This window comes from Nocardia sp. 852002-51101_SCH5132738, from assembly GCF_001665695.1.
Taxonomy (GTDB): domain Bacteria; phylum Actinomycetota; class Actinomycetes; order Mycobacteriales; family Mycobacteriaceae; genus Nocardia; species Nocardia nova.
Map to the genome: position 1 here is coordinate 93,018 of NZ_LZML01000024.1, position 19,673 is coordinate 112,690.

General features: G+C 69.1%; 19 protein-coding genes. 14 read left to right on the forward strand and 5 right to left on the reverse strand.

Features of this window, described 5'->3' with window-relative positions; genetic code table 11:
- The first annotated feature begins 30 nt into the window (after positions 1-30).
- The 3 genes from coaBC (at position 31) to A5789_RS37630 (ending at position 5,194) form a co-directional block, all read left to right on the forward strand.
- Positions 31-1,248 (forward strand): bifunctional phosphopantothenoylcysteine decarboxylase/phosphopantothenate--cysteine ligase CoaBC, encoded by a 1,218-nt coding sequence (gene coaBC, locus A5789_RS03525; protein ID WP_030513996.1) that lies wholly within the window; start codon positions 31-33, stop codon positions 1,246-1,248.
- 200 nt (positions 1,249-1,448) lie between these two features.
- Positions 1,449-2,663, forward strand: coding sequence for a methionine adenosyltransferase (metK, locus tag A5789_RS03530; protein ID WP_064902668.1), 1,215 nt, complete (start codon positions 1,449-1,451; stop codon positions 2,661-2,663).
- 290 nt (positions 2,664-2,953) lie between these two features.
- Positions 2,954-5,194: a primosomal protein N' gene (locus A5789_RS37630; protein WP_228794680.1), complete on the forward strand. Its 2,241-nt coding sequence runs from the start codon at positions 2,954-2,956 to the stop codon at positions 5,192-5,194.
- Positions 5,195-5,239: 45 nt separating this feature from the next.
- On the opposite strand, the gene A5789_RS03545 is transcribed toward A5789_RS37630, so the two are convergent.
- Positions 5,240-6,079 (reverse strand): NAD(P)H-binding protein, encoded by an 840-nt coding sequence (locus A5789_RS03545; protein WP_063013375.1) that lies wholly within the window; start codon positions 6,077-6,079, stop codon positions 5,240-5,242.
- Positions 6,080-6,152: 73 nt separating this feature from the next.
- On the opposite strand from A5789_RS03545, the gene A5789_RS03550 reads away from it, so the two are divergent.
- From A5789_RS03550 to A5789_RS03575, 6 genes are all read left to right on the forward strand, one after another.
- Positions 6,153-6,734, forward strand: coding sequence for a TetR/AcrR family transcriptional regulator (locus A5789_RS03550; protein WP_064902667.1), 582 nt, complete (start codon positions 6,153-6,155; stop codon positions 6,732-6,734).
- 99 nt (positions 6,735-6,833) lie between these two features.
- On the forward strand, positions 6,834-7,490 hold the full coding sequence (locus tag A5789_RS03555; RefSeq protein ID WP_369817501.1) for a PadR family transcriptional regulator: 657 nt from the start codon (positions 6,834-6,836) through the stop codon (positions 7,488-7,490).
- A gap of 55 nt (positions 7,491-7,545) precedes the next feature.
- Positions 7,546-8,568, forward strand: coding sequence for a triacylglycerol lipase (locus A5789_RS03560; protein ID WP_082940437.1), 1,023 nt, complete (start codon positions 7,546-7,548; stop codon positions 8,566-8,568).
- 67 nt (positions 8,569-8,635) lie between these two features.
- Complete coding sequence (def, locus tag A5789_RS03565; protein ID WP_036523470.1) at positions 8,636-9,196, forward strand: peptide deformylase; 561 nt, start codon at positions 8,636-8,638, stop codon at positions 9,194-9,196.
- Positions 9,197-10,120, forward strand: coding sequence for a methionyl-tRNA formyltransferase (fmt, locus tag A5789_RS03570; RefSeq protein WP_064902666.1), 924 nt, complete (start codon positions 9,197-9,199; stop codon positions 10,118-10,120).
- A 428-nt stretch (positions 10,121-10,548) separates the two neighbouring features.
- Positions 10,549-11,880 carry an RsmB/NOP family class I SAM-dependent RNA methyltransferase gene (locus tag A5789_RS03575; protein WP_030514005.1) on the forward strand — a complete coding sequence of 444 codons (1,332 nt, stop codon included), beginning with the start codon at positions 10,549-10,551 and terminating at the stop codon, positions 11,878-11,880.
- 13 nt (positions 11,881-11,893) lie between these two features.
- On the opposite strand, the gene A5789_RS03580 is transcribed toward A5789_RS03575, so the two are convergent.
- Positions 11,894-13,099, reverse strand: coding sequence for a YeiH family protein (locus A5789_RS03580; RefSeq protein ID WP_082940438.1), 1,206 nt, complete (start codon positions 13,097-13,099; stop codon positions 11,894-11,896).
- A 103-nt stretch (positions 13,100-13,202) separates the two neighbouring features.
- Here A5789_RS03580 and A5789_RS03585 point away from each other — a divergent pair, with 103 nt between their 5' ends.
- Positions 13,203-14,132 carry a LysR family transcriptional regulator gene (locus tag A5789_RS03585; protein ID WP_063013369.1) on the forward strand — a complete coding sequence of 310 codons (930 nt, stop codon included), beginning with the start codon at positions 13,203-13,205 and terminating at the stop codon, positions 14,130-14,132.
- 9 nt (positions 14,133-14,141) lie between these two features.
- Here the strand turns inward: A5789_RS03585 and A5789_RS03590 are convergent, their stop codons facing one another.
- Positions 14,142-14,873 (reverse strand): RNA polymerase sigma factor SigF, encoded by a 732-nt coding sequence (locus A5789_RS03590; RefSeq protein WP_063013420.1) that lies wholly within the window; start codon positions 14,871-14,873, stop codon positions 14,142-14,144.
- A 194-nt stretch (positions 14,874-15,067) separates the two neighbouring features.
- Positions 15,068-15,481 (reverse strand): ATP-binding protein, encoded by a 414-nt coding sequence (locus A5789_RS03595; protein ID WP_227462764.1) that lies wholly within the window; start codon positions 15,479-15,481, stop codon positions 15,068-15,070.
- Between the two features lie 132 nt (positions 15,482-15,613).
- On the opposite strand from A5789_RS03595, the gene rpe reads away from it, so the two are divergent.
- A complete protein-coding gene (gene rpe, locus A5789_RS03600) occupies positions 15,614-16,279 on the forward strand; it encodes a ribulose-phosphate 3-epimerase (protein WP_030514010.1) in 666 nt (221 codons plus the stop codon).
- On the opposite strand, the gene A5789_RS03605 is transcribed toward rpe, so the two are convergent.
- Positions 16,248-16,718, reverse strand: coding sequence for a hypothetical protein (locus A5789_RS03605; RefSeq protein ID WP_030514011.1), 471 nt, complete (start codon positions 16,716-16,718; stop codon positions 16,248-16,250). The two genes, rpe and A5789_RS03605, sit on opposite strands and share 32 nt — an antisense overlap.
- 491 nt (positions 16,719-17,209) lie before the next feature.
- On the opposite strand from A5789_RS03605, the gene A5789_RS03610 reads away from it, so the two are divergent.
- The 3 genes from A5789_RS03610 to ribH all read left to right on the forward strand — a co-directional run bounded on the left by A5789_RS03610 (position 17,210) and on the right by ribH (position 19,670).
- On the forward strand, positions 17,210-17,830 hold the full coding sequence (locus A5789_RS03610) for a riboflavin synthase (RefSeq protein WP_064902665.1): 621 nt from the start codon (positions 17,210-17,212) through the stop codon (positions 17,828-17,830).
- Between the two features lie 81 nt (positions 17,831-17,911).
- Entirely contained in the window at positions 17,912-19,162 is a 1,251-nt protein-coding gene (locus A5789_RS03615) for a bifunctional 3,4-dihydroxy-2-butanone-4-phosphate synthase/GTP cyclohydrolase II (RefSeq protein WP_063013364.1), read from the forward strand.
- 28 nt (positions 19,163-19,190) lie between these two features.
- The gene (gene ribH / locus A5789_RS03620; protein WP_030514014.1) at positions 19,191-19,670 is read left to right on the forward strand and encodes a 6,7-dimethyl-8-ribityllumazine synthase; all 480 of its coding nucleotides are present in this window, start codon (positions 19,191-19,193) and stop codon (positions 19,668-19,670) included.
- Positions 19,671-19,673 lie beyond the last annotated feature (3 nt).

A 19,673-nucleotide genomic window follows, 5' to 3' on the forward strand; every position in this document is an offset into this window, starting at 1 on the left:
TCTCCACCGGACCGAAGAGGCTTGATTCAGATGCGAATCGTTGTCGGCGTGGGCGGCGGGATCGCCGCCTACAAGGCGTGCTCGCTGGTGCGCAAGTTCACCGAGACCGGGCACCACGTCCGAGTCATTCCCACCGAGTCCGCGCTGCAGTTCGTCGGTAAGGCCACCTTCGAGGCACTGTCGGGCAATCCGGTGCAGACCGGGGTGTTCGCCGACGTGCCCGAGGTGCCGCATGTGCGCATCGGCCAGGAGGCCGATCTGGTGGTCATCGCCCCGGCCACCGCCGATCTGATGGCGCGCGCCGCCTCCGGCCGCGCCGACGATCTGCTCACCGCCACACTGCTCACCGCCCGATGTCCGGTGCTGTTCGCTCCCGCGATGCATACCGAGATGTGGGAGCATCCAGCCACGATCGCGAATGTCGCCACGCTGCGCGCCCACGGATCGACCGTGATGGAACCGGCCTCCGGGCGCCTCACCGGCGCCGACACCGGTCCGGGCCGGCTGCCCGAGCCGGAGGAGATCTTCGCGCTGGCCTCGCTGCTGCTCGAGCGCTCCGACGCGCTGCCGCGCGATCTGGAGGGCCGCCGCGTCGTCGTCTCCGCCGGTGGCACGCGCGAACCGCTGGATCCGGTCCGGTTCCTCGGCAACCGTAGTTCCGGCAAACAGGGCTATGCGATGGCCCGCGTGGCCGCTCAGCGCGGCGCCCAGGTCACCCTGATCGCCGGCAACACCATCGGCCTGGAGCCGCCCGCCGCGGTCGAGGTCGTGCACGTGACGACCGCCGAGCAGATGGGCACGGCCGTCGACAAGCACTCCGTGGGCGCCGACGCGGTCATCATGGCCGCCGCGGTCGCCGATTTCCGGCCGGTCAACGTGGCCGCCGCGAAAATCAAAAAGGGTGCGCACGAGCCGAATTCGATCGAATTGACCAAGAATCGCGACATCCTGGCCGGACTGGTGCAGGCGCGCCGCGACGGGCAGCTCGGCGGCCTGGCGATCGTCGGTTTCGCCGCCGAGACCGGCGACGAACACGGCGACGTCCTGACCCACGCGCGGGCGAAACTGGCTCGTAAGGGTTGTGACCTGTTGGTGGTCAATGCCGTCGGCGAGGGTAAGGCGTTCGAAGTCGACAACAACGACGGCTGGCTGCTCGGCGCCGACGGCACCGAACAGTCGCTCGATCACGGTTCCAAGGCGCTGCTCGCCAGCCGGGTGCTCGATGCGCTGGGCCCACTGTTGCGTTGAGCCCCAAATGATTCGGCCCCGCCGCCGTGGTGGCGACGCGGTCCGCACAGCCGTGGCGGCCGCCGCGGAGGCCCGAACGCCGGTGCTCCGCCCGGCCGTGGCAAGTTTGGAATAGTCTGAGGTAAAGGGTTGTGCGGTGACGCGATGCCGCTACTGTCGCATCCCGACATGAGAAACCCGTTGAGGGAGAGGGAACAACTGTGCGCACGTCCGGTAGCCGGCTATTCACGAGTGAGTCCGTCACAGAGGGTCACCCGGACAAGATCTGTGACGCGATCAGCGATTCCATCCTCGACGCGCTGCTCACCGAGGACCCGCACAGCCGGGTGGCGGTCGAGACCCTGGTGACCACCGGTCAGGTGCACGTCGCCGGTGAGGTCACCACCGAGGCCTATGCCGATATTCCGACCATCGTGCGCGAGAAGGTGCTCGAGATCGGTTACGACTCGTCGGCGAAGGGCTTCGACGGCGCCTCCTGCGGCGTGAACGTCGCCATCGGCGCGCAGTCGCCCGATATCGCCCAGGGTGTCGACCACTCGCACGAGGCGCGTGTCGGCGGCTCCGACGACGAGATCGAACGCCAGGGCGCCGGTGACCAGGGCCTGATGTTCGGGTACGCCACCAAGGAGACCCCCGAGCTGATGCCGCTGCCGATCGCGCTGGCGCACCGGCTCTCGCGGCGGCTGACCGAGGTCCGCAAGTCCGGCGTGCTGCCCTATCTGCGCCCGGACGGCAAGACCCAGGTCACCATCGAATACGAGGGCGACCGTCCGGTCCGGCTGGACACGGTCGTGCTCTCGACCCAGCACGCGGCGGATATCGACCTGGACAACCTGCTCGCGCCCGATATCCGCGAGAAGGTCGTCGACGCGGTCCTGGCCGATCTGGAACTGCCCAACCCGCTCGACACCTCCGATATCCGGCTGCTGGTCAACCCCACCGGCAAGTTCGTCCTCGGCGGACCGATGGGCGATGCCGGCCTGACCGGGCGCAAGATCATCGTCGACACCTACGGCGGTATGGCCCGTCACGGTGGTGGCGCCTTCTCCGGTAAGGATCCGTCGAAGGTGGACCGCTCGGCGGCCTACGCCATGCGCTGGGTGGCCAAGAACGTCGTCGCCGCCGGCCTGTCCGACCGGGTCGAGGTCCAGGTGGCCTATGCGATCGGCAAGGCCGCCCCGGTGGGCCTGTTCGTCGAGACCTTCGGCACCGAGCAGGTCGACCCGGCGCAGATCTCGAAGGCGATCAGCGAGGTCTTCGACCTGCGCCCGGGTGCGATCATCCGTGATCTGGATCTGCTGCGGCCGATCTACGCGCCGACCGCCGCCTACGGCCACTTCGGCCGCACCGACATCGACCTGCCGTGGGAGCGCACCGACCGCGCCGACAAACTGCGCGCGGCCGCCGGTCTCTGACCGGGTCCGCGCCTGCCGTGGCCGAAGCGGTAGCACCGACGGCGCCCTCCGTTCCGACGGAGGGCGCCGTTTGCATGCCCGGCTCGTCGTCCGCGGCGCCGCCATCCTCCGACATCCCCGAGGTTCCGGATATATCGCCGGAAGAGAACACTCCCGACGTGGCCCGTGAATCACTCCCGGACCCGGAATCCGTTGCGGTGAAGGAGTTATCGCCGCATTCCGAACACGACACAGCGGAGCCGGCGTCGCTCGGCGAACAGGGTTCGGACGCGGTGGACGACGCGGATCCGCTGACCTCGGCGAAGGGGGCCGGTGAAACCCGGCTCGACAAACCGATCGCCCGGGTGCTGCCGTTGCTCGAACCCGCCCATCTGGACCGCGATTTCGACTACTCGGTGCCGCCGGAGATGGATGAGCTCGCCCAGCCCGGGGTACGCGTGCGGGTGCGATTCTCTGGCCGCCTGGTCGACGGATACATCCTCGAAAGGCTCGCGCGCACCGAACATTCCGGAAAGATTCAGCCGCTGCAGCGGGTGGTGTCCGGCGAGCGCGTCCTCACCCCGGAGATCGTTCGCCTGGTATCGGCCGTGGCCGCCCGCTACGCCGGAACGCGGGCCGATGTGCTGCGGCTGGCGATTCCGCCGCGGCATGCGCGCACCGAGGCGGCCGAACCGAAATCCGTTGATCTGCCCGAGATTCCGCTCGATTTCCCGGCCTGGTCGCACTACGTGCACGGCGGTTCGTTCCTGTCCGCGCTGCGCCGGGGCAGCGGCCCGCGCGCGGCCTGGCAGGCGATGCCCGGGGAGCAATGGCCGCGGCGGCTCGCGGAATTGGCGGCCACCACGGTCGCGAGCGGGCGCAGTGCGATCGTGATGGTTCCGGATCAACGCGATCTGGACCGGGTCGTCGCGGAATGTGCTGCCCTGATAGGGGATTCGGTGGTGGGCCTGTCGGCCGGACTGGGGCCCGCGGCCCGGTACCGGCGCTGGCTCGCGGTGCTGCGTGGCACCGCACGGGTCGTGGTCGGAACGCGCAGTGCGGTTTTCGCGCCGGCGCGGGAACTGGGCTTGATCGTGGTGTGGGACGACGGCGACGACACCTATGCCGAACCGCGCGCACCTTATCCGCACGCCCGCGAGGTCGCGATGCTGCGTGCCCACGACACCGGCGCGGCCTTCGTGGTGGCCGGGTTCGCGCGGACCGCGGAGGCGCAGGCCATCGTCGAATCCGGATGGGCGCACGACCTGATCGCCGACCGGAAGACGTTGCGCGCCGGCACTCCTCGAATCCATGCGCCGGGCGACAGCGATATCGCCTTGGAGCGCGATCCGATGGCGCGCGCGATCCGCATCCCCGGCACCGCCTTCGCCGCGGCGCGCCGGGCCTTGGCAGCCGGTGACCCGGTGCTGGTGCAGGTCCCACGGCGCGGATACGTTCCGGCGCTGGCGTGCGCGACATGCCGCACCCCGGCCCGCTGCCGGCACTGCAACGGCCCGCTCTCGCTGCCGGAGAGCGGTACCTGGGGCAGGCGAGACGCCCGGCGGGCCGTCGATTCCCGGGCCGGGGCACAGTCCCGGCGTGGATCGACGCGGTCGGCCGATGATGCGACGGCGGCCGGCCGAGCCGGCGAGACATCCGTCGAGGATCATCGAGCGGAACATACCGGCCCGCGGCATCCGGAGCCCGCACGCTCGGACACGGCCGCAGGCGAACGCCGACCCGCGACAGTTCCCTTGGGCAGCAAGGGTTCCGGCGATATCGCCCAGAGCCCGAGCTGTCGCTGGTGCGGCAAGGTGGAACCGGCCTTCCGGTGCGGCGCGTGCGGTTCCCGGGTACTGCGGGCGGTGGTGATCGGCGCCCAGCGCACCGCGGAGGAATTGGGCCGTGCCTTTCCCGGGGTGCCGATCCGGGGTTCCGGCGGCGCCGCCGTGCTGGATTCGGTCCCGGAGGGCCCCCAGGTGGTGGTCGCGACCATCGGAGCCGAACCCGACGTGCCGGGTGGGTACGCGGTGGCGCTGCTGCTCGACGGCTGGGCGCTGCTCGGCCGCGCGGACCTGCGTGCCGCCGAGGACGCGCTGCGGCGCTGGATGTCGGCCGCCGCCCTGGTCCGCCCCGCGGGTGAGGTGCTCGTGATGGCCGAACCGTCGCTGCCGACCGTGCAGGCACTGGTGCGCTGGGATCCGATCGGCCACGCCCGCCACGAACTCGCCGCTCGCACCGAGGTTCGCTTCCCGCCCGCGGTGCGCCTGGCCGCCGTCGACGGCACGACCGCCACCATCGGCGAACTCCTCGGTGAGACGGCACTACCGGACGGTGTCGAGGTGCTGGGCCCGGTGCCGCTGCCGCCCGGCGCCCGCACGCCGTTCTCCGGCGATGCGGCGCCCGCCGAGGTCGAACGGATGATTCTCCGGGTCGACCGGCGAGCGGGCTCGGCGTTGTCGCGCTCGCTGGCCGGCGCCCTCGCAGTGCGCAGCAGTCATCGCTCGGACGGTCCGTTGCGGGTACAGATCGATCCGGTCGACATCGGCTGACGCACAAGCGAATTCGGCGTGCCGGGCCAGGGCACGGGGTGATGTTCAGCGGAACATGTCGATATTGCGTCGTGCCCACGCCGAGAAGGGTCGCGGTGCACGGCCGAGGACCGCCTCGACATCGTCGCTGACCCGCAATTCCTCGGGCGTCGGCGCACCGATGATCGCCAGGGTCGTGTCGGCGGCGTCGGCGGGCATCACGGTGAGCAGTTGCGCGCGCGCCTGCTCGGCTGTCTGCTCGACGAAACGCACCGGCTCGCCGAGCGTTTCGGCCAGGGCCCGCGCCCGATCGCGCGGAGATTCGGGCGCGGGACCGGTGAGCACGTAGGTCCGTCCGGTGTGACCGGCCTCGCGCAGGGCGGTGGCGGCCACGGCGGCGATATCGTCGGGGTCCACGAAGGGGATCGCGACATCACCGAACGGCGCGGTGACCGTCCGCTGCGTGCGTACCGCGTCCGCCCACATCGCTACGTTCGATTGAAAACCGCTCGGCCGCAATATGGTCCATTCCAGTCCCGAGTTCTGGACGGCAACTTCGACCTGCTTTCCGAACTGTCCGTGCGAGGCGCTGTCGGGCCGGGTTCCGACGCCCTGTGACGACAACAGGACGATTCGCCGCACACCCGCATCGCGTGCCGCGGTCAGCACTCCCGGCACATCTGCGGCCAGCGATCCCGGCGCGAGTAGCAGGAACAGCTGTTCCGCGCCATCGAGGGCCGCCGCGACCTCGCCCGTATTCGTCAGATCGGCCGCAACGTGCCGCACGCCGTGGGGGAGGTCGTCGGGACGGCGGCGGGATACGGCAGTCACCTTCTCGCCGGCTTCGGCGAGCATCCGCACCAACGGTCGTCCGACGTTGCCGGTCGCTCCGGTTACCACAATCATCTTCGCTCCTGAGTTAGTTGACTGACTAACTGGACCGTACGGCATGAGCTTCGATGTGTCTATAGTCAGTTGTATGACTAACTCGCTCGACAGCAAGCGGTCCGGCGGTAAGCGGGAACGGCTCGCCGCCGCGGCCGCCGAGGTCTTCCACCGGCAGGGGGTCGAGAAGACGACGATCGCCGACATCGCCCGGGCTGCCGAGGTGCCGGTCGGCAATGTGTACTACTACTTCAAGACCAAGGATCAGCTGATCCAGGCGGCAATCGGGGCTCACGCCCACAGCCTGGAGGGCTTCCTTGCCGAACTCGACCGGGAAGCCCGGCCGGCCGATCGGCTGCGGGCGTTGATCCGGTCCTGGGTCGACCAGCGCGATGTCGCGGCCCGATACGGATGTCCGTCCGGCACTCTGGCCGCCGAACTCGACAAACGCTCCGACGGTCTGGAGCGTGAGTTGGCCGAGGTGATGGGCGTCCTGCTGGACTGGGTGCAGCGGCAATTCGAGCAGATGGGCCGCGCCGATGCGCGCGAACTGGCCGTCGCGCTGATCGCCTCCTATCAAGGAATCTCCTTGCTCACCAACACTTTTCGTGATCCGGAGCTGATGCGCGCGGAGGGTGACCGGCTGGAGCGCTGGATCGGTTCGCTCGCCGCCTGAGCCACAGCACGCGCTGTGGCGCGTTCCATACTTGTCAAAGATGCATTGCCGATATATCGTTGATCGCGTCAACGTAAGACGATGCCCGAGGAGGCAATCATGGAACGCATGGAGAACATGGACAGGTTCGGCCGCGGCCGCCGTCGCGGACCCCGGCCGGACCCGCAGGAACGCGGCGGACACGAACAGTTCCGTCGCCACCCGCGCGGACACGGCTTCGGGCCGTTCGGTCCGGATTTCGGACCCGGATTCGGTCCGGGCGGCCATGTCGGTCGCGGTCGCGGCCGTGGTGGACGCGGACGGCGCGGAGATGTCCGCGCGGCGATTCTGCTGCTGGTGCAGGAACGTCCGATGCACGGCTACGAGCTGATCCAGCAGATCCGCGAGCGCAGCGACGACATCTGGCGGCCCAGCCCCGGCTCGATCTACCCGGCACTGTCCCAGCTCGAGGACGAGGGCCTGGTGATCATCGAGAAGGTGGCCGGTCGCAAAACCGCCAAACTCACCGACGCGGGCGCCGAGTATGTCACCGAACATCGCGACGAACTGGGCGATCCCTGGCAGGACGTCCGCGAGGGCGTCGGCGACCAGGCGCTGGACCTGCGCGAACTGGTCGGCCAGCTGATGGGTGCGGTCGGGCAGGTCGCCCGCGCCGGCACTCCGGAACAGGCCGGTAAGGCGGCCGAGGTCCTCACCGAGGCCCGGCGCTCGATCTACCGGATCCTCGCCGACGACGACACCACCGCGGCCGAGTGAGACGAATACCGTTGGCCCGTCGCATGTACCGGTCCGGACGGCGCACAATCGGAATATGGGACGAGGTCGGAAACATCGAGACGGGGGCCTCGCCTGGCGTAGGGCGTTCGCGGCGGTGGCGACGTGCGGGGCGGCGTTCGGCGGCAGCGCGAATGCCTGGGCCGAACCTCCCGCATCGCCGCCGCCGGACACCCGCCCGGTGGTGGTCCCGACCGAATGGGGACCACCGCAGGGCAACCATCTCACCGCCTCGCGCTATCTGAAAGCGCACCCCGGCGCAACGCCGTGGGGCACCAACGATTTCAGCTGCCGGCCCAGCGCCCGGCATCCGCGCCCGGTCATCCTGGCCCACGGGACCGACGCCACCGCCTATACCGACTGGGGCGGTATCGGCCCGCAACTCGTCACCGCGGGCTTCTGCGTCTTCGCCCCGGACTACGGGGGCAAACCGGATGCGACCAGTTACGGCACCGAGGATCTGTGGGCATCATCGCGACAGTTCGGCGCCTTCGTCGACCGGGTCCTGTCGGCCACCGGCGCAGACAAGGTCGACCTGGTCGGATTTTCCCAGGGCGCCAACATCACTCGGTACTACATCGACAAGCTCGGCGGGGCTCCCGAGGTCGATCAGTGGATCGGGCTCGCCTCGCCCAGCTACGGCGGCCAGATGTACGGGTTGGTTCCGCTCGCCGATGCCGTGCCGAATCTGTGGAACGCCTATCGGCAGGTCACCTCGCTCGCCGCCGTTCAGCAGGCCCAGGGCTCGCCGTTCATGCGCGAACTCAACGCGGGCGGCGACACGGTCCCCGGTGTGCGGTACACCACGGTCGGCAGCCGTGTCGACGAGATGATCCAGCCCTACACCAATATCGCCCTGACCGGTCCGGGTGCGCGCAACATCGTGCTCCAGGATCTGTGCCCGATCGACCTGACCGGGCATTTCCACATGGTGTACGACCCGTTCGTCCAGCAACTCCTGCTCACTCTGCTCGCCCCCGAGCAAGCACCGCTGCCGCACTGCGCCTACGTGCCGCTGGGCACCGGAATCGGTGAGGTGATCCTGGGCGCGCATTCCTGACGAAACGGATTTCCGGCCGCCCGTAAAATGGGGCGACCGCAATGTCGTCTCGCCCGGGAGTGTGCCTGTGACAATCCAGCCCGTTCGCCTGTTCGGCGATCCCGTCCTGCGCGCCCGCGCGGACGAGGTCGACGCCTTCGACAGGGAACTCGAGCAGCTGGTCACCGACCTCACCGACACCATGCACGCCAGTCGCGGAGTCGGCATGGCCGCCCCGCAGATCGGAGTCGGCCTGCGGGTGTTCGTCTACGACACCGGCGATGCCGCCGGACACGTGGTGAATCCGGTCTTCGAGGTCCTCGGGACCGACGAGCAGACCGGACCGGAGGGCTGCCTGTCGATTCCGGGGCTGCGCTACGACGTGACCCGTGCCCACCGCGTGGTGGCGCGCGGGCTCGACAGGCATGGTGAGCCGGTGAAATTCGAGGCCGAGGGGCTGCTCGCGCGCTGCGTGCAGCACGAAACCGATCATCTCGACGGCGTGCTGTATCTACAGCGGCTGGAACCGGCCACCCGAAAACAGGCCATGCGCGCGGTGCGGGAATCGGAGTGGTTCGCCGCCGGTAAGACGGTGATGTCGGCGGCCGAGGTCGCCGGCAGCCGTCCCGAGTCCGGGCGGGGCGAGTAGATGCGCCTGGTGTTCGCGGGGACTCCCGAACCGGCCGTTCCGTCCCTGCGGCGGCTCATCGAATCCGAGCGCCACGAGGTGGTGGCGGTGGTGACGAGGCCGGATGCGGTGGCCGGGCGCGGTCGCAAGGTCACGCGCTCGCCGATCGGGCGGCTGGCCGACGAATACGGCATTCCGGTGCTGACCCCGCGCAGACCCTCGGAGCCGGAATTCGTTGCGGCACTGACGGATCTGTCGCCCGACTGCTGTCCGGTGGTCGCGTACGGCGCGTTGCTGCCGCGGGGGGTGCTCGACATCCCGCGGCACGGCTGGGTCAATCTGCACTTCTCGCTGCTGCCCGCGTGGCGTGGCGCGGCGCCGGTGCAGGCGGCGGTCCTGGCCGGCGACGAAATCACCGGCGCCTCGACCTTCCGTATCGAGGAGGGCTTGGACACGGGGCCGGTCTACGGCGTGGTCACCGAACGCATCGGCATCACCGACACCGCCGGATCCCTGTTGGAGCGCCTGTCGATCTCCGGTGCGCAGCTGCTCGAATCCACCCTCGACGGCATCGAGGACGGCACCGTACAGGCCGTGCCGCAATCCGGTGAGGGCATTTCCTATGCGCCCAAGGTAGAGGCCGACGAAGGCCACATCCGCTGGGATCAACCGGCGCTGGCGGTCGGCCGCCGGATTCGCGCCGTTACGCCGGCGCCGGGCGCGTGGACCCAGATCGACGGTAAGCGACTGAAACTCGGGCCGGTCGAACTGGTCGAGGACCAACTGCCCGAGCGGGTGATCGAGGTGCGCAAATCCGGTGTCTACATCGGCACCGCCACCACGGCCGTGCGCTTGGATCAGGTGCAACCCCAGGGCAAGCGGATGATGCCGGCCCTGGACTGGGCCCGCGGTGCCCGCCTGCAGCCCGGCGCGGTGGTCGAGTGACCGGCCCACGTCGAGGAGGCGAACGACCCGACCGCGACGGCCGGACGGCCGACGATGCGCGCCGAGGAAAAGGCCGGGCGGACAACGGCTCTCGGCAGCACGGCGACGCGGGGAGAAGTTCGGGCAGCCATGGCGGTGACGCCCCTCGGGCTCGTCGGGGCGAGGGGCGCGATTCGTCGGACGACCGCGGCCGCCGCTCCGGCGCGAGTGGTGCTCGCGATGCCGGGCGCGCCGACGCCGGATCCGGACGAGCCCACGGTGCCGCCCCCGGAAGGACCGGCGGTGATGCGTCGAAACGGGCCTCCGAGAAGAAATCGGCAAGGAAATCCGCTGCGGGGCAGCAGAAGTCGTCGCGACCAGAAGCCGGCTCCGGTTCTGCGCGCCGGACCGGTGGCTCCGCAGCCCGGACTCGAGGACGCCGTGGTGTGGTGGGTGACGCTCCCCGGCTCGTCGCCCGGGACGTGCTCCGGGCGGTTCGCGAGCGTGACGCCTACGCGAATCTCGTGCTGCCCGTCCTGCTGCGGGAATACGGATTGTCCGGGCGCGATGCGGCTTTCGCGACCGAGCTCGCCTACGGATCCTGCCGGGCGATGGGGGTCCTCGACGCCGTGATCGCCGACTGCGCGGGACGTCCCATCACCGAGATCGACGGCCCGCTGCTCGACGTCCTGCGCTTGGGCGTCTATCAACTGCTGCGGACCCGAGTGGGATCACATGCCGCGGTGGATACGTCGGTCGATCTGGTGCGTACCGAATCCGGCAGCGGTAAAGCCGGTTTCGTGAACGCGGTGCTGCGCCGGGCCGCGGCGCGGACACCGGAGCAGTGGGTCGAGGATCTGGCGCCCGCGGATCCGATCGGCCGCATGGCATTCGAATTCGGGCATCCGGTCTGGATCGCGCAGGCCTTCGCCGACGCGCTCGGTGCGCGGGCGGGGGAGCTGCGCGATCTGCTCGCCGCCGACGACCAGCGGCCGATCGTCCACCTGGTGGCACGGCCCGGCGATATCACCGCCGAGGAATTGGCCCTGGTCAGTGGCGGTGAGGAAGGGCGTTGGTCACCGTATGCGGTGTACCTGGACAGTGGCGATCCGGGGCAGCTGGAAGCGGTGCGCGAGGGAATGGCCGCCGTGCAGGACGAGGGCAGCCAGCTCGTCGCATTGTCGCTGACCCGGGCGCCGCTGCTGGGCGAGGACGGCGGGCGCTGGCTCGATCTGTGCGCCGGCCCGGGCGGTAAGACCGCGCTGCTCGGCGCCCTGGCCGATATCGATCGGTATCGGGTGGATGCCGTCGAACCCGCCGAACACCGAGCCGATCTGGTGCGCAAGGCGACTCGCGGCCTGCCGGTCACCGTCCATGTGGTCGACGGCCGCGACTCCGGGCTGGAACCCGGCTACGACCGCATCCTGGTCGACGCACCGTGCACCGGACTGGGCGCGCTGCGCAGACGACCGGAGGCGAGGTGGCGGCGCACCCCGGCCGATGTGCGCGACCTGACCACCCTGCAGAGCCAATTGCTCACCGCCGCATGGGATCTGCTGCGCCCGGGCGGTGTGGTGGTGTATTCCACCTGTTCCCCGCACCTGCCCGAAACCGTCTCCGTCGTCTCCGATTTCGTCCGCCGCTCGAACGCCGAACAACTCGACACCCGAACGCTGCTGCCGGGCGTCACCGATATCGGCGACGGTCCCGCCGTCCAGCTCTGGCCGCACCGCCACGGCACCGACGCCATGTTCATGGCCGCGCTGCGCAAACCGCTCTGACACCGCGGGCCGCTCAGCCCGCGAGAACCGCACCGGCGAGGGCGACGCCGGCCACCCAGACGGTCGACAGGAGCGCCAGGATCAGCGGGCGTGGCCCGACTCGGCGCAGGGCGGCCAGGCGTACGCCCGCGCCGAGGGCGAACATGGCGGCGGTGAGCAGAGCGGTCTGAAGCAGTTTGGCCGTGGCGAGTGCCGATTCCGGCAGGAGCCCGGTGGTGCGCAGTGCGGCGCAGGCCAGGAAGGCCACGACGAACAGCGGAATCAGGGGCGGCCTGCGGGTGCCGGGCGCGGCGTCCTCGCGCCGCCGGACCTGCCAGCCGATCACCGCCAGTACCGGTGCCAGCAACACCACGCGCGCGAGTTTCACCACGACCGCGACGGTCAGTGCGGCACCACCGATGGCGCCTCCGGTCGCGACGACCTGTGCCACCTCGTGCACGGCGCCTCCGGCCCAGATCCCGGCGGTGCGATCGTCGAGGCCCAGCACGCTCGACAGCAGGGGCAGCGCGCCGATCATGATCGTGCCGAAAACGACCACGAGGGCGATCGCGGTGAGCACTTCCTCGTCCTCGGCGTCGACCACGCCGTCCACCGCCGCCGCGGCGGCCGCACCGCAGATGGAGAATCCGCACGCGATCAGCAGTCGCTGCGTCCAGCTCAGACCCAGCAGCCGGCCCATGAACATCGTGCCGCCGATTCCGAGGGCGACGATCGCGACGACCACCGCGATCACCGCGGGCCCGAGCCCGAGGATGTCGGCGAAGGTCAGCTGCAGACCGAGCAGCGCGACGCCGATACGCAGCAGCCGCTTCGCCGAGAACTGCAACCCCGGCTGCACCCGCTGCGGCAAGGGAACGCAATTGGCGAGGACCGCCCCGACCACGATGGCGAGCAGTAGCGGACTGACCGTCGGCGTGAACTGGGCGATGCCCAGCACGAGAGCTGTGATCGCGACGGTCAGGGCCAATCCGGGGACGATGCCGGCCCCGGCCGGCGCACCCGACTGCTGGGCTCGCCCCGCGAATCCGGTCGGTCCGAGCCACGCTCGCCGGCGGCGTCGTGACGTGCGGGCCGAGGTCTGCGTGCCGGAGGATTCGATGCCGCGCTGCGGACCGGCCGCGCGGTCGGTATCTCCGGTTCGGTCCGGCGCGCCGGGACCGGTGCTACCAGGCGCTTCGTCGGCGGACCCGGCCGCTCGCGAGGAATCCAGACTTGTCATGACGACAACGGTCTCGCGAATCGGTGCGGTCCGGTAGCGGCCGAAACGGCATCGGACTCATATCATGGTGATATGGGCTGTGTCCGATGCATATGATTACGCTATGGCCGATATCCGCCCCGACCTGGGTTTCCTGGAGCTGCTGGTCGCCATCGACGACCACGGCAGTCTCGGCGCCGCCGCACGCTCGATCGGCATGGCACAACCGAACGCCAGCCGCGCGGTGCGGCAGTGGGAGCATCGGCTGGGCCTCGCCCTGCTGCGGCGCTCACCGCGCGGCTCCACGCTCACTCCGGCGGGGACCGTCGTCGTGCACTGGGCGCGCGAGGTGCTGGCGGATGTGGACCGGCTACTCGATGCCGCCGCCGCGCTGCGCACCGATCAGGAGGCCGAACTCACCGTCGCTGCCAGCATGACGGTCGCGGAATGTCTGCTGCCGGGGTGGCTCGGCGCGTTCCGCCGCGGCCATCCGGATGTGAAAGTCCATCTCCAGGTGCATAATTCGCGACAAGTGTGCGATCGGCTGGTGGCGGGGGAATGCGATCTGGGATTCGTCGAATCGCCGGCCGTGCCCGAGGGATTGCCGCATGTGACCGTGGCGCACGATCGTCTGCTCGTCGTGGTCGATCCCGGGCATCCGTGGGCGCGGCGCCGCATCCCGCTCACCGTCGCCGAACTGGCCGCGACACCGCTGGTCGTACGTGAACCCGGTTCCGGTACCCGCAGCACACTCGATGTCGCATTGGCCGAATATCCGCGTGCCGAACCGCTTCTGGAGCTCGGCAGCGCCGCGGCCATCCGCACCAGCGTGCTCGGCGGCGTGGGACCCGCGGTCCTCAGCACCCTCGCGGTCGGCGATCAGCTCGAGCGCGGCGAACTGCGCGCCGTCGCCGTCGAGGGCCTGGACCTGCGGCGCACCCTGCGCGCGGTGTGGCGTCCACCGCGCAAACTCGGCGGCCCGGCCGGGCAACTGGTGTCGGCCATCGTGCACGCCCAGCGCGCCGCGCCACCGCGAGCGTCCGCTCCGGCGTAACCGCCGGCCTCACTCGCGGGCGCTCTGCTCCCGCAGCCGCGCAAGCGTTTTCGCGAGAATCCGGGATACGTGCATCTGCGATATCCCCATCCGCTGCGCGATCTGGGTCTGCGTCATCGATTCGAAGAACCGCATGGTGAGAATGCGCCGTTCGCGTTCGGGCAGGCCCGCGAGCAGCGGCCGGATCGCCACGTACTCCTCGACTCGGTCGAACTGCGACTCCTCTTCGCCGAGAGTGTCCAGCAGCGAGGCCTCGGTATCGCGGCCCACCGATACCGCGTCGATGGAACTGGGCTGATACGCGTTGCCCGCGATGACGGCCTGGGTCACCTCGTCGGGATGGATGTCGAGTTCGGCGGCGATCTCCTTGGCGGTCGGAGAGCGGCCCAGCGACTGCGAAAGCGAATCGATCGCGGAGCCGATGCGCAGATGGGTCTCCTTGACCCGCCGCGGCACCCGCATCGCCCAGGTGTTGTCGCGGAAGTAGCGCCGCACCTCGCCCATGATGGTGGGCACCGCGAAGGACAGGAAGTTCGAGCCCCGCGAGACGTCGAACCGATCGACCGCGTGGACCAGCCCGACGCGGGCCACCTGCGTCAGATCGTCGAACGGCTCGCCGCGACCGCTGAATTTGCGGGCGATGTGGTCCGCCAACGGAATACAGCGGTTGATCAACTCGTCGCGCAATTCGGCGCGGCGGTCCTCACCGGCCTCCGACAGTGCCTGGAACAGCAAATTCACATCGTCGTAGCCGGAGACCGAACCGGTGACTTCGGCGACCTCGTCGCCGTCTTCGTCGTCGTCCGGGGTGTTCTCGCCGCCGTGCGCGCGGCCGTCGCCGTCCTCGGCGCCGGTGTCGTCAGGGGATCCGCTCGCGGCCGTACCCGCGGTGTCCTCGGCGTCGTCGGCCTCGAACACGCTGTCGTGCTCGGCCACTACGCCTTCCCCCGGACCCGGCGAAATTCCACCACCGTCGGGTATCCGGAAATCGCCGAATCGAAGGGTTCCTGCGCGACCTCGATCCCATCGGTGAGGGTCCGCAGTACATGCCAGCCGAAGCTGCGCTGGTCGGGCAGTTTCGAGGTGGCCGCGATTCCGGCCACCCGGACGAGGAGATCGGTGTCGCCAACGGTGAAGCGGCACTGCAGGGTGCTGCCGGGAACGGCGAGTTCGATCAGCGTCGAGCACGCCTCGTCGACGGCCAGCCGGATGTCGGCGACCTCGTCGAGTGTGAAATCGCTGAGCAGGACCAGTGTTTCGGCCAATCCGCGCACGATGGGCAGTTGCGACACCGTGGCCGCTACTCCGATTTCGACGGGTGTGCTGCGCAGTCCCTCTTCAGCCGACATGTTGATCACCCTACGAAGGCTACCCAACTTCGCGTCGCGCAATCGTCGACAGTGCCGAAAACCGGTGTGATCGACCCAGTACACTCACGCGCTGTGTCCACCTCGAATTCCCACTTTCACCGGCCGTCGCCGATGATCGCACCGTCCATCCTGTCCGCTGATTTCGCTCGTCTGGCGGAGGAGGTACGCGCCGTCGAGGGAGCGGACTGGCTGCACGTCGATGTGATGGACAACCACTTCGTACCGAACCTGACCCTGGGTCTGCCCGTGGTGCAGAGTCTGCTGAAGACCACCGACATCCCGCTGGACTGCCATCTGATGATCGAGGACCCGGCCCGCTGGGCGCCCCCGTACGCGGAGGCCGGTGCCTACAACGTGACCTTCCACGCCGAGGCGACCGACGATCCGGTCGCGGTGGCCCGCGATATCCACGCCGCCGGCGCGAAGGCCGGATTGTCGGTGAAACCGAACACACCCATCGAGCCGTATCTGGAAATTCTCCGCGACTTCGACACCCTGCTGGTGATGAGCGTCGAGCCCGGATTCGGCGGGCAGTCGTTCATTCCGCACGTGCTGGAGAAGGCGCGCGCGGTTCGCCGGCTCGTCGACAGCGGCGAATTGCGTCTGGTCGTCGAAATCGACGGCGGCATCAATATGGACACCATCGAAGCCGCCGCGGAGGCCGGGGTGGACTGCTTCGTCGCCGGTTCCGCGGTCTACGGCACGGACGATCCGGCCGCGACCGTGGAAGCCTTGCGCGAGAAGGTCATCGCGACGGAGCAGGCGGCACGGCGCTGAGCCGCGCGGCCTCCACCACCGCGGCCATGGGGACGACCGCGTCGAGATGGTCGGGCGTCTGCACCCAGATTCGATAGCCTGTCCGTTCGTCCTCGGCCGAGGGCAGCACCACGTGGCTGCCCGTGCACGCGACGGTCGTGTACAGCCGGAACAGTTCGGCCGCAACGGATGTGCTGACGCCGGCGGAGCACGACGGGCCGGTGATGAAGGTCCAGCGCCGCGCGCGCGGATGGTGAACCACGGGAGTGACGAGTCCGGACTGGGTGAGCTGGCGCAAGACCCGCTCACCCAGATCGGCCGGCATGGTGACCGCACCGAATTGCTGCCCGACTTCGAGAACGATGTGCCGGGCCGCGTCGTCCACCGTCGCGGGGAGATGAAAAATGCGGCGATACCGCTCGCAACGATCCGTGAGAGACGTATCGATCACTGTGGTCACGCCACACCCCCATGAGGTTGTTGTCCAATGAACTGTTGGAATCAACTGCATAACAATATTGCTACCGAATTCGCCCTGGTTGCAAGCGCCGGGGTTGAATTCGCAGTCACGTGGGTAACAAATCGAATTCGGCCGCGATCCGGGCCGGTAGAAGCCGGATATCCGACCGGTGAAAACGTGAATCGAATTCCATTTCTCCGGAAATTGCCGACAATTCCTTTTCGGTATCCGGTGTACCCCCGAATCGCGGGGACGCCGATCGGCCCGCTCGGCGCGCCGCCGAGACGGCGTCCGGTTCAGTGCATATTTCCGGTCCGAAAGTCTCGAATGCCCGGACGCGACCGGTCGGTGGGACGGCCGGATGTGCTCTGCTACAGCGCGTCGTTACGCTGATGACACTGCGGCCCACGGGGGAATACCCCGGGCCGCCGGCACCGTTTGCGCTAGCGGACGCCCCGACGCGGTGGGCGCCGGGCTGACAGGAGATACGGATGTTCACAGGCATCGTCGAGGAGCTGGGCGAGGTCGTCGCCGCCGAGCGGTCCGCGGACGCGGCCAGGCTCACCATTCGCGGCGCGACCGTCACCTCCGATGCCCGCCACGGTGACTCCATCGCGGTCAACGGTGTCTGCCTGACCGTGGTCGACGTGGTCGACGGTGACAGCTTCACCACCGATGTGATGGGTGAGACGCTCAATCGCTCCGGCATCGGCAAACTCGACATCGGCTCGAAGGTGAACCTGGAGCGCGCCGCGGCGGTGAACAGCCGGCTCGGTGGCCACATCGTGCAGGGGCACGTCGACGGCACCGGGGTCATCCTGTCGCGCACACCCTCCGACAACTGGGAGGTGGTGCGAATCTCGTTGCCCGACAACCTCGCTCGCTATGTGGTCGAGAAGGGGTCGATCACCGTCGACGGCATCTCGCTGACCGTCTCGGGACTCGGCGTGGACGACGCCGGAGAGCCCGGGCACCGCGACTGGTTCGAGGTCTCGCTGATTCCCACCACCCGCGAACTCACCACCCTCGGGTCCGCGCCCGCCGGCACCACCGTGAATCTGGAGGTCGACGTCATCGCCAAATACGTCGAGCGACTCCAGCAGCGTGGCTAGCCGGAGCAACCGCGACGTCGTATCGGCGACCCGACCCAGTAGGCTCGAGTCGCACCTATTCCGAAGTGGAGCACAGCAGACGTGACCAGGTTCGACACCATCGAGCGCGCAGTCGCCGATCTCGCCGCCGGTAAGGCGGTAGTCGTCGTCGACGACGAGGGCCGGGAGAACGAGGGCGACCTCATCTTCGCCGCGGAGAAGGCGACCCCCGAGCTGGTGGCTTTCATGATCCGATACACCTCCGGCTACATCTGTGTGCCGTTGACCGGTGCGGACTGCGATCGGCTGGGCCTGCCGCCCATGTACTCGATGAATCAGGACAAGCACGGCACCGCGTACACGGTCTCGGTGGACGCGCGAGAAGGCATCAGTACCGGCATCTCCGCCGCCGACCGCGCGACGACCATGCGCCTGCTGGCCGATCCGGCCTCGCGCGCCGACGAGTTCACCCGGCCGGGCCACGTCGTGCCGCTGCGCGCCAAGGATGGCGGAGTGCTGCGCCGCCCGGGCCACACCGAGGCGGCCGTGGACCTGGCCCGGATGGCCGGTCTGAGTCCGGCGGGTGTGATCTGCGAGATCGTCAGCCAGAAGAACGAGGGCGATATGGCCCGCACCGAAGAGTTGCGGATCTTCGCCGACGAGCACGAGCTCGCGCTGATCTCGATCGCCGATATGATCGCGTGGCGCCGCAAGCACGAGAAGCAGGTGGAGCGGATCGCCGAGGCGCGCATCCCCACCAAGTACGGCGAGTTCAAGGCCGTCGGCTACAAGAGCATCTACGACGATGTCGAGCATGTGGCGCTGGTGCGCGGCGATCTGAGCGTCGACGCCGGTGACGATGTTCTGGTGCGTGTGCACTCGGAATGCCTGACCGGTGACGTTTTCGGCTCGCTGCGCTGTGACTGCGGCCCGCAGCTGGACGCGGCGATGGAGATGGTCGCCGCCGAGGGGCGCGGTGTGGTGCTCTACATGCGCGGGCACGAGGGCCGCGGCATCGGCCTGATGCACAAGCTGCAGGCCTATCAGCTGCAGGATTCCGGCCACGACACCGTGGACGCGAATATCGAACTCGGCCTGCCCGCCGATGCCCGCGACTACGGCACGGGCGCGCAGATCCTGGTCGATCTCGGGATCAAGTCGATGCGGCTGCTCACCAACAATCCGGCCAAGCGGGTCGGTCTGGACGGCTACGGCTTGAGCATCACCGAGCGGGTGCCGATGCCGGTGCGCGCCAATGCCGAGAATCTGCGGTATCTGCGTACCAAGCGCGACCGGATGGGCCACGACCTGGTCGGCTTGGACGACCTGGATCTCGGCGAGACCGCACAGTAGTCGGAATTCGAAGAAGGGGTATCGGTCGATGAGCGGTACGGGCGTACCGGAGTTCGCGCTGGCGGACGCGAAGGAGCTGACGGTCGGCATCGTCGCCTCGCGCTGGCACACCACCATCTGCGACACGTTGCTCGCCAACGCCGAGCGGGTGGCCCGGGAAGCGGGCGTCGAGCAGATCACCGTGGTGCGCTGTGCCGGGGCGATGGAGTTGCCGGTAGTCGCGCAGGCGCTGGCCCGCACGCACGACGCGGTCGTGGCGCTGGGCGTCGTGATCCGCGGCGAGACACCGCATTTCGAATACGTCTGCGATGCGGTCACCGCCGGTTTGACGCGAGTGTCGCTGGACGAGGGCACACCGGTCACCAACGGAGTGCTCACGGTGAACACCGAGGAGCAGGCCCTCGACCGTGCGGGCCTGCCGGATTCGGCCGAGAACAAGGGCGAGCAGGCGGGTGCGGCGGCATTGGACGCGGCGCTGACCCTGCGCGCGCTGCGCCGGGAAGTCTGAGCC

Bases quoted from the DNA above. Each gene is read 5' to 3' on its own strand.
- coaBC (WP_030513996.1), top strand. From the start codon at position 31: ATGCGAATCGTTGTCGGCGTGGGCGGCGGGATCGCCGCCTACAAGGCG.
- A5789_RS03545 (WP_063013375.1), bottom strand. From the start codon at position 6,079: ATGATTGTGGTAACCGGAGCGACCGGCAACGTCGGACGACCGTTGGTG.
- A5789_RS03550 (WP_064902667.1), top strand. From the start codon at position 6,153: ATGACTAACTCGCTCGACAGCAAGCGGTCCGGCGGTAAGCGGGAACGG.
- A5789_RS03555 (WP_369817501.1), top strand. From the start codon at position 6,834: ATGGAACGCATGGAGAACATGGACAGGTTCGGCCGCGGCCGCCGTCGC.
- A5789_RS03560 (WP_082940437.1), top strand. From the start codon at position 7,546: ATGGGACGAGGTCGGAAACATCGAGACGGGGGCCTCGCCTGGCGTAGG.
- fmt (WP_064902666.1), top strand. From the start codon at position 9,197: ATGCGCCTGGTGTTCGCGGGGACTCCCGAACCGGCCGTTCCGTCCCTG.
- A5789_RS03580 (WP_082940438.1), bottom strand. From the start codon at position 13,099: ATGACAAGTCTGGATTCCTCGCGAGCGGCCGGGTCCGCCGACGAAGCG.
- A5789_RS03585 (WP_063013369.1), top strand. From the start codon at position 13,203: ATGGCCGATATCCGCCCCGACCTGGGTTTCCTGGAGCTGCTGGTCGCC.
- A5789_RS03595 (WP_227462764.1), bottom strand. From the start codon at position 15,481: ATGTCGGCTGAAGAGGGACTGCGCAGCACACCCGTCGAAATCGGAGTA.
- rpe (WP_030514010.1), top strand. From the start codon at position 15,614: ATGATCGCACCGTCCATCCTGTCCGCTGATTTCGCTCGTCTGGCGGAG.
- A5789_RS03610 (WP_064902665.1), top strand. From the start codon at position 17,210: ATGTTCACAGGCATCGTCGAGGAGCTGGGCGAGGTCGTCGCCGCCGAG.
- ribH (WP_030514014.1), top strand. From the start codon at position 19,191: ATGAGCGGTACGGGCGTACCGGAGTTCGCGCTGGCGGACGCGAAGGAG.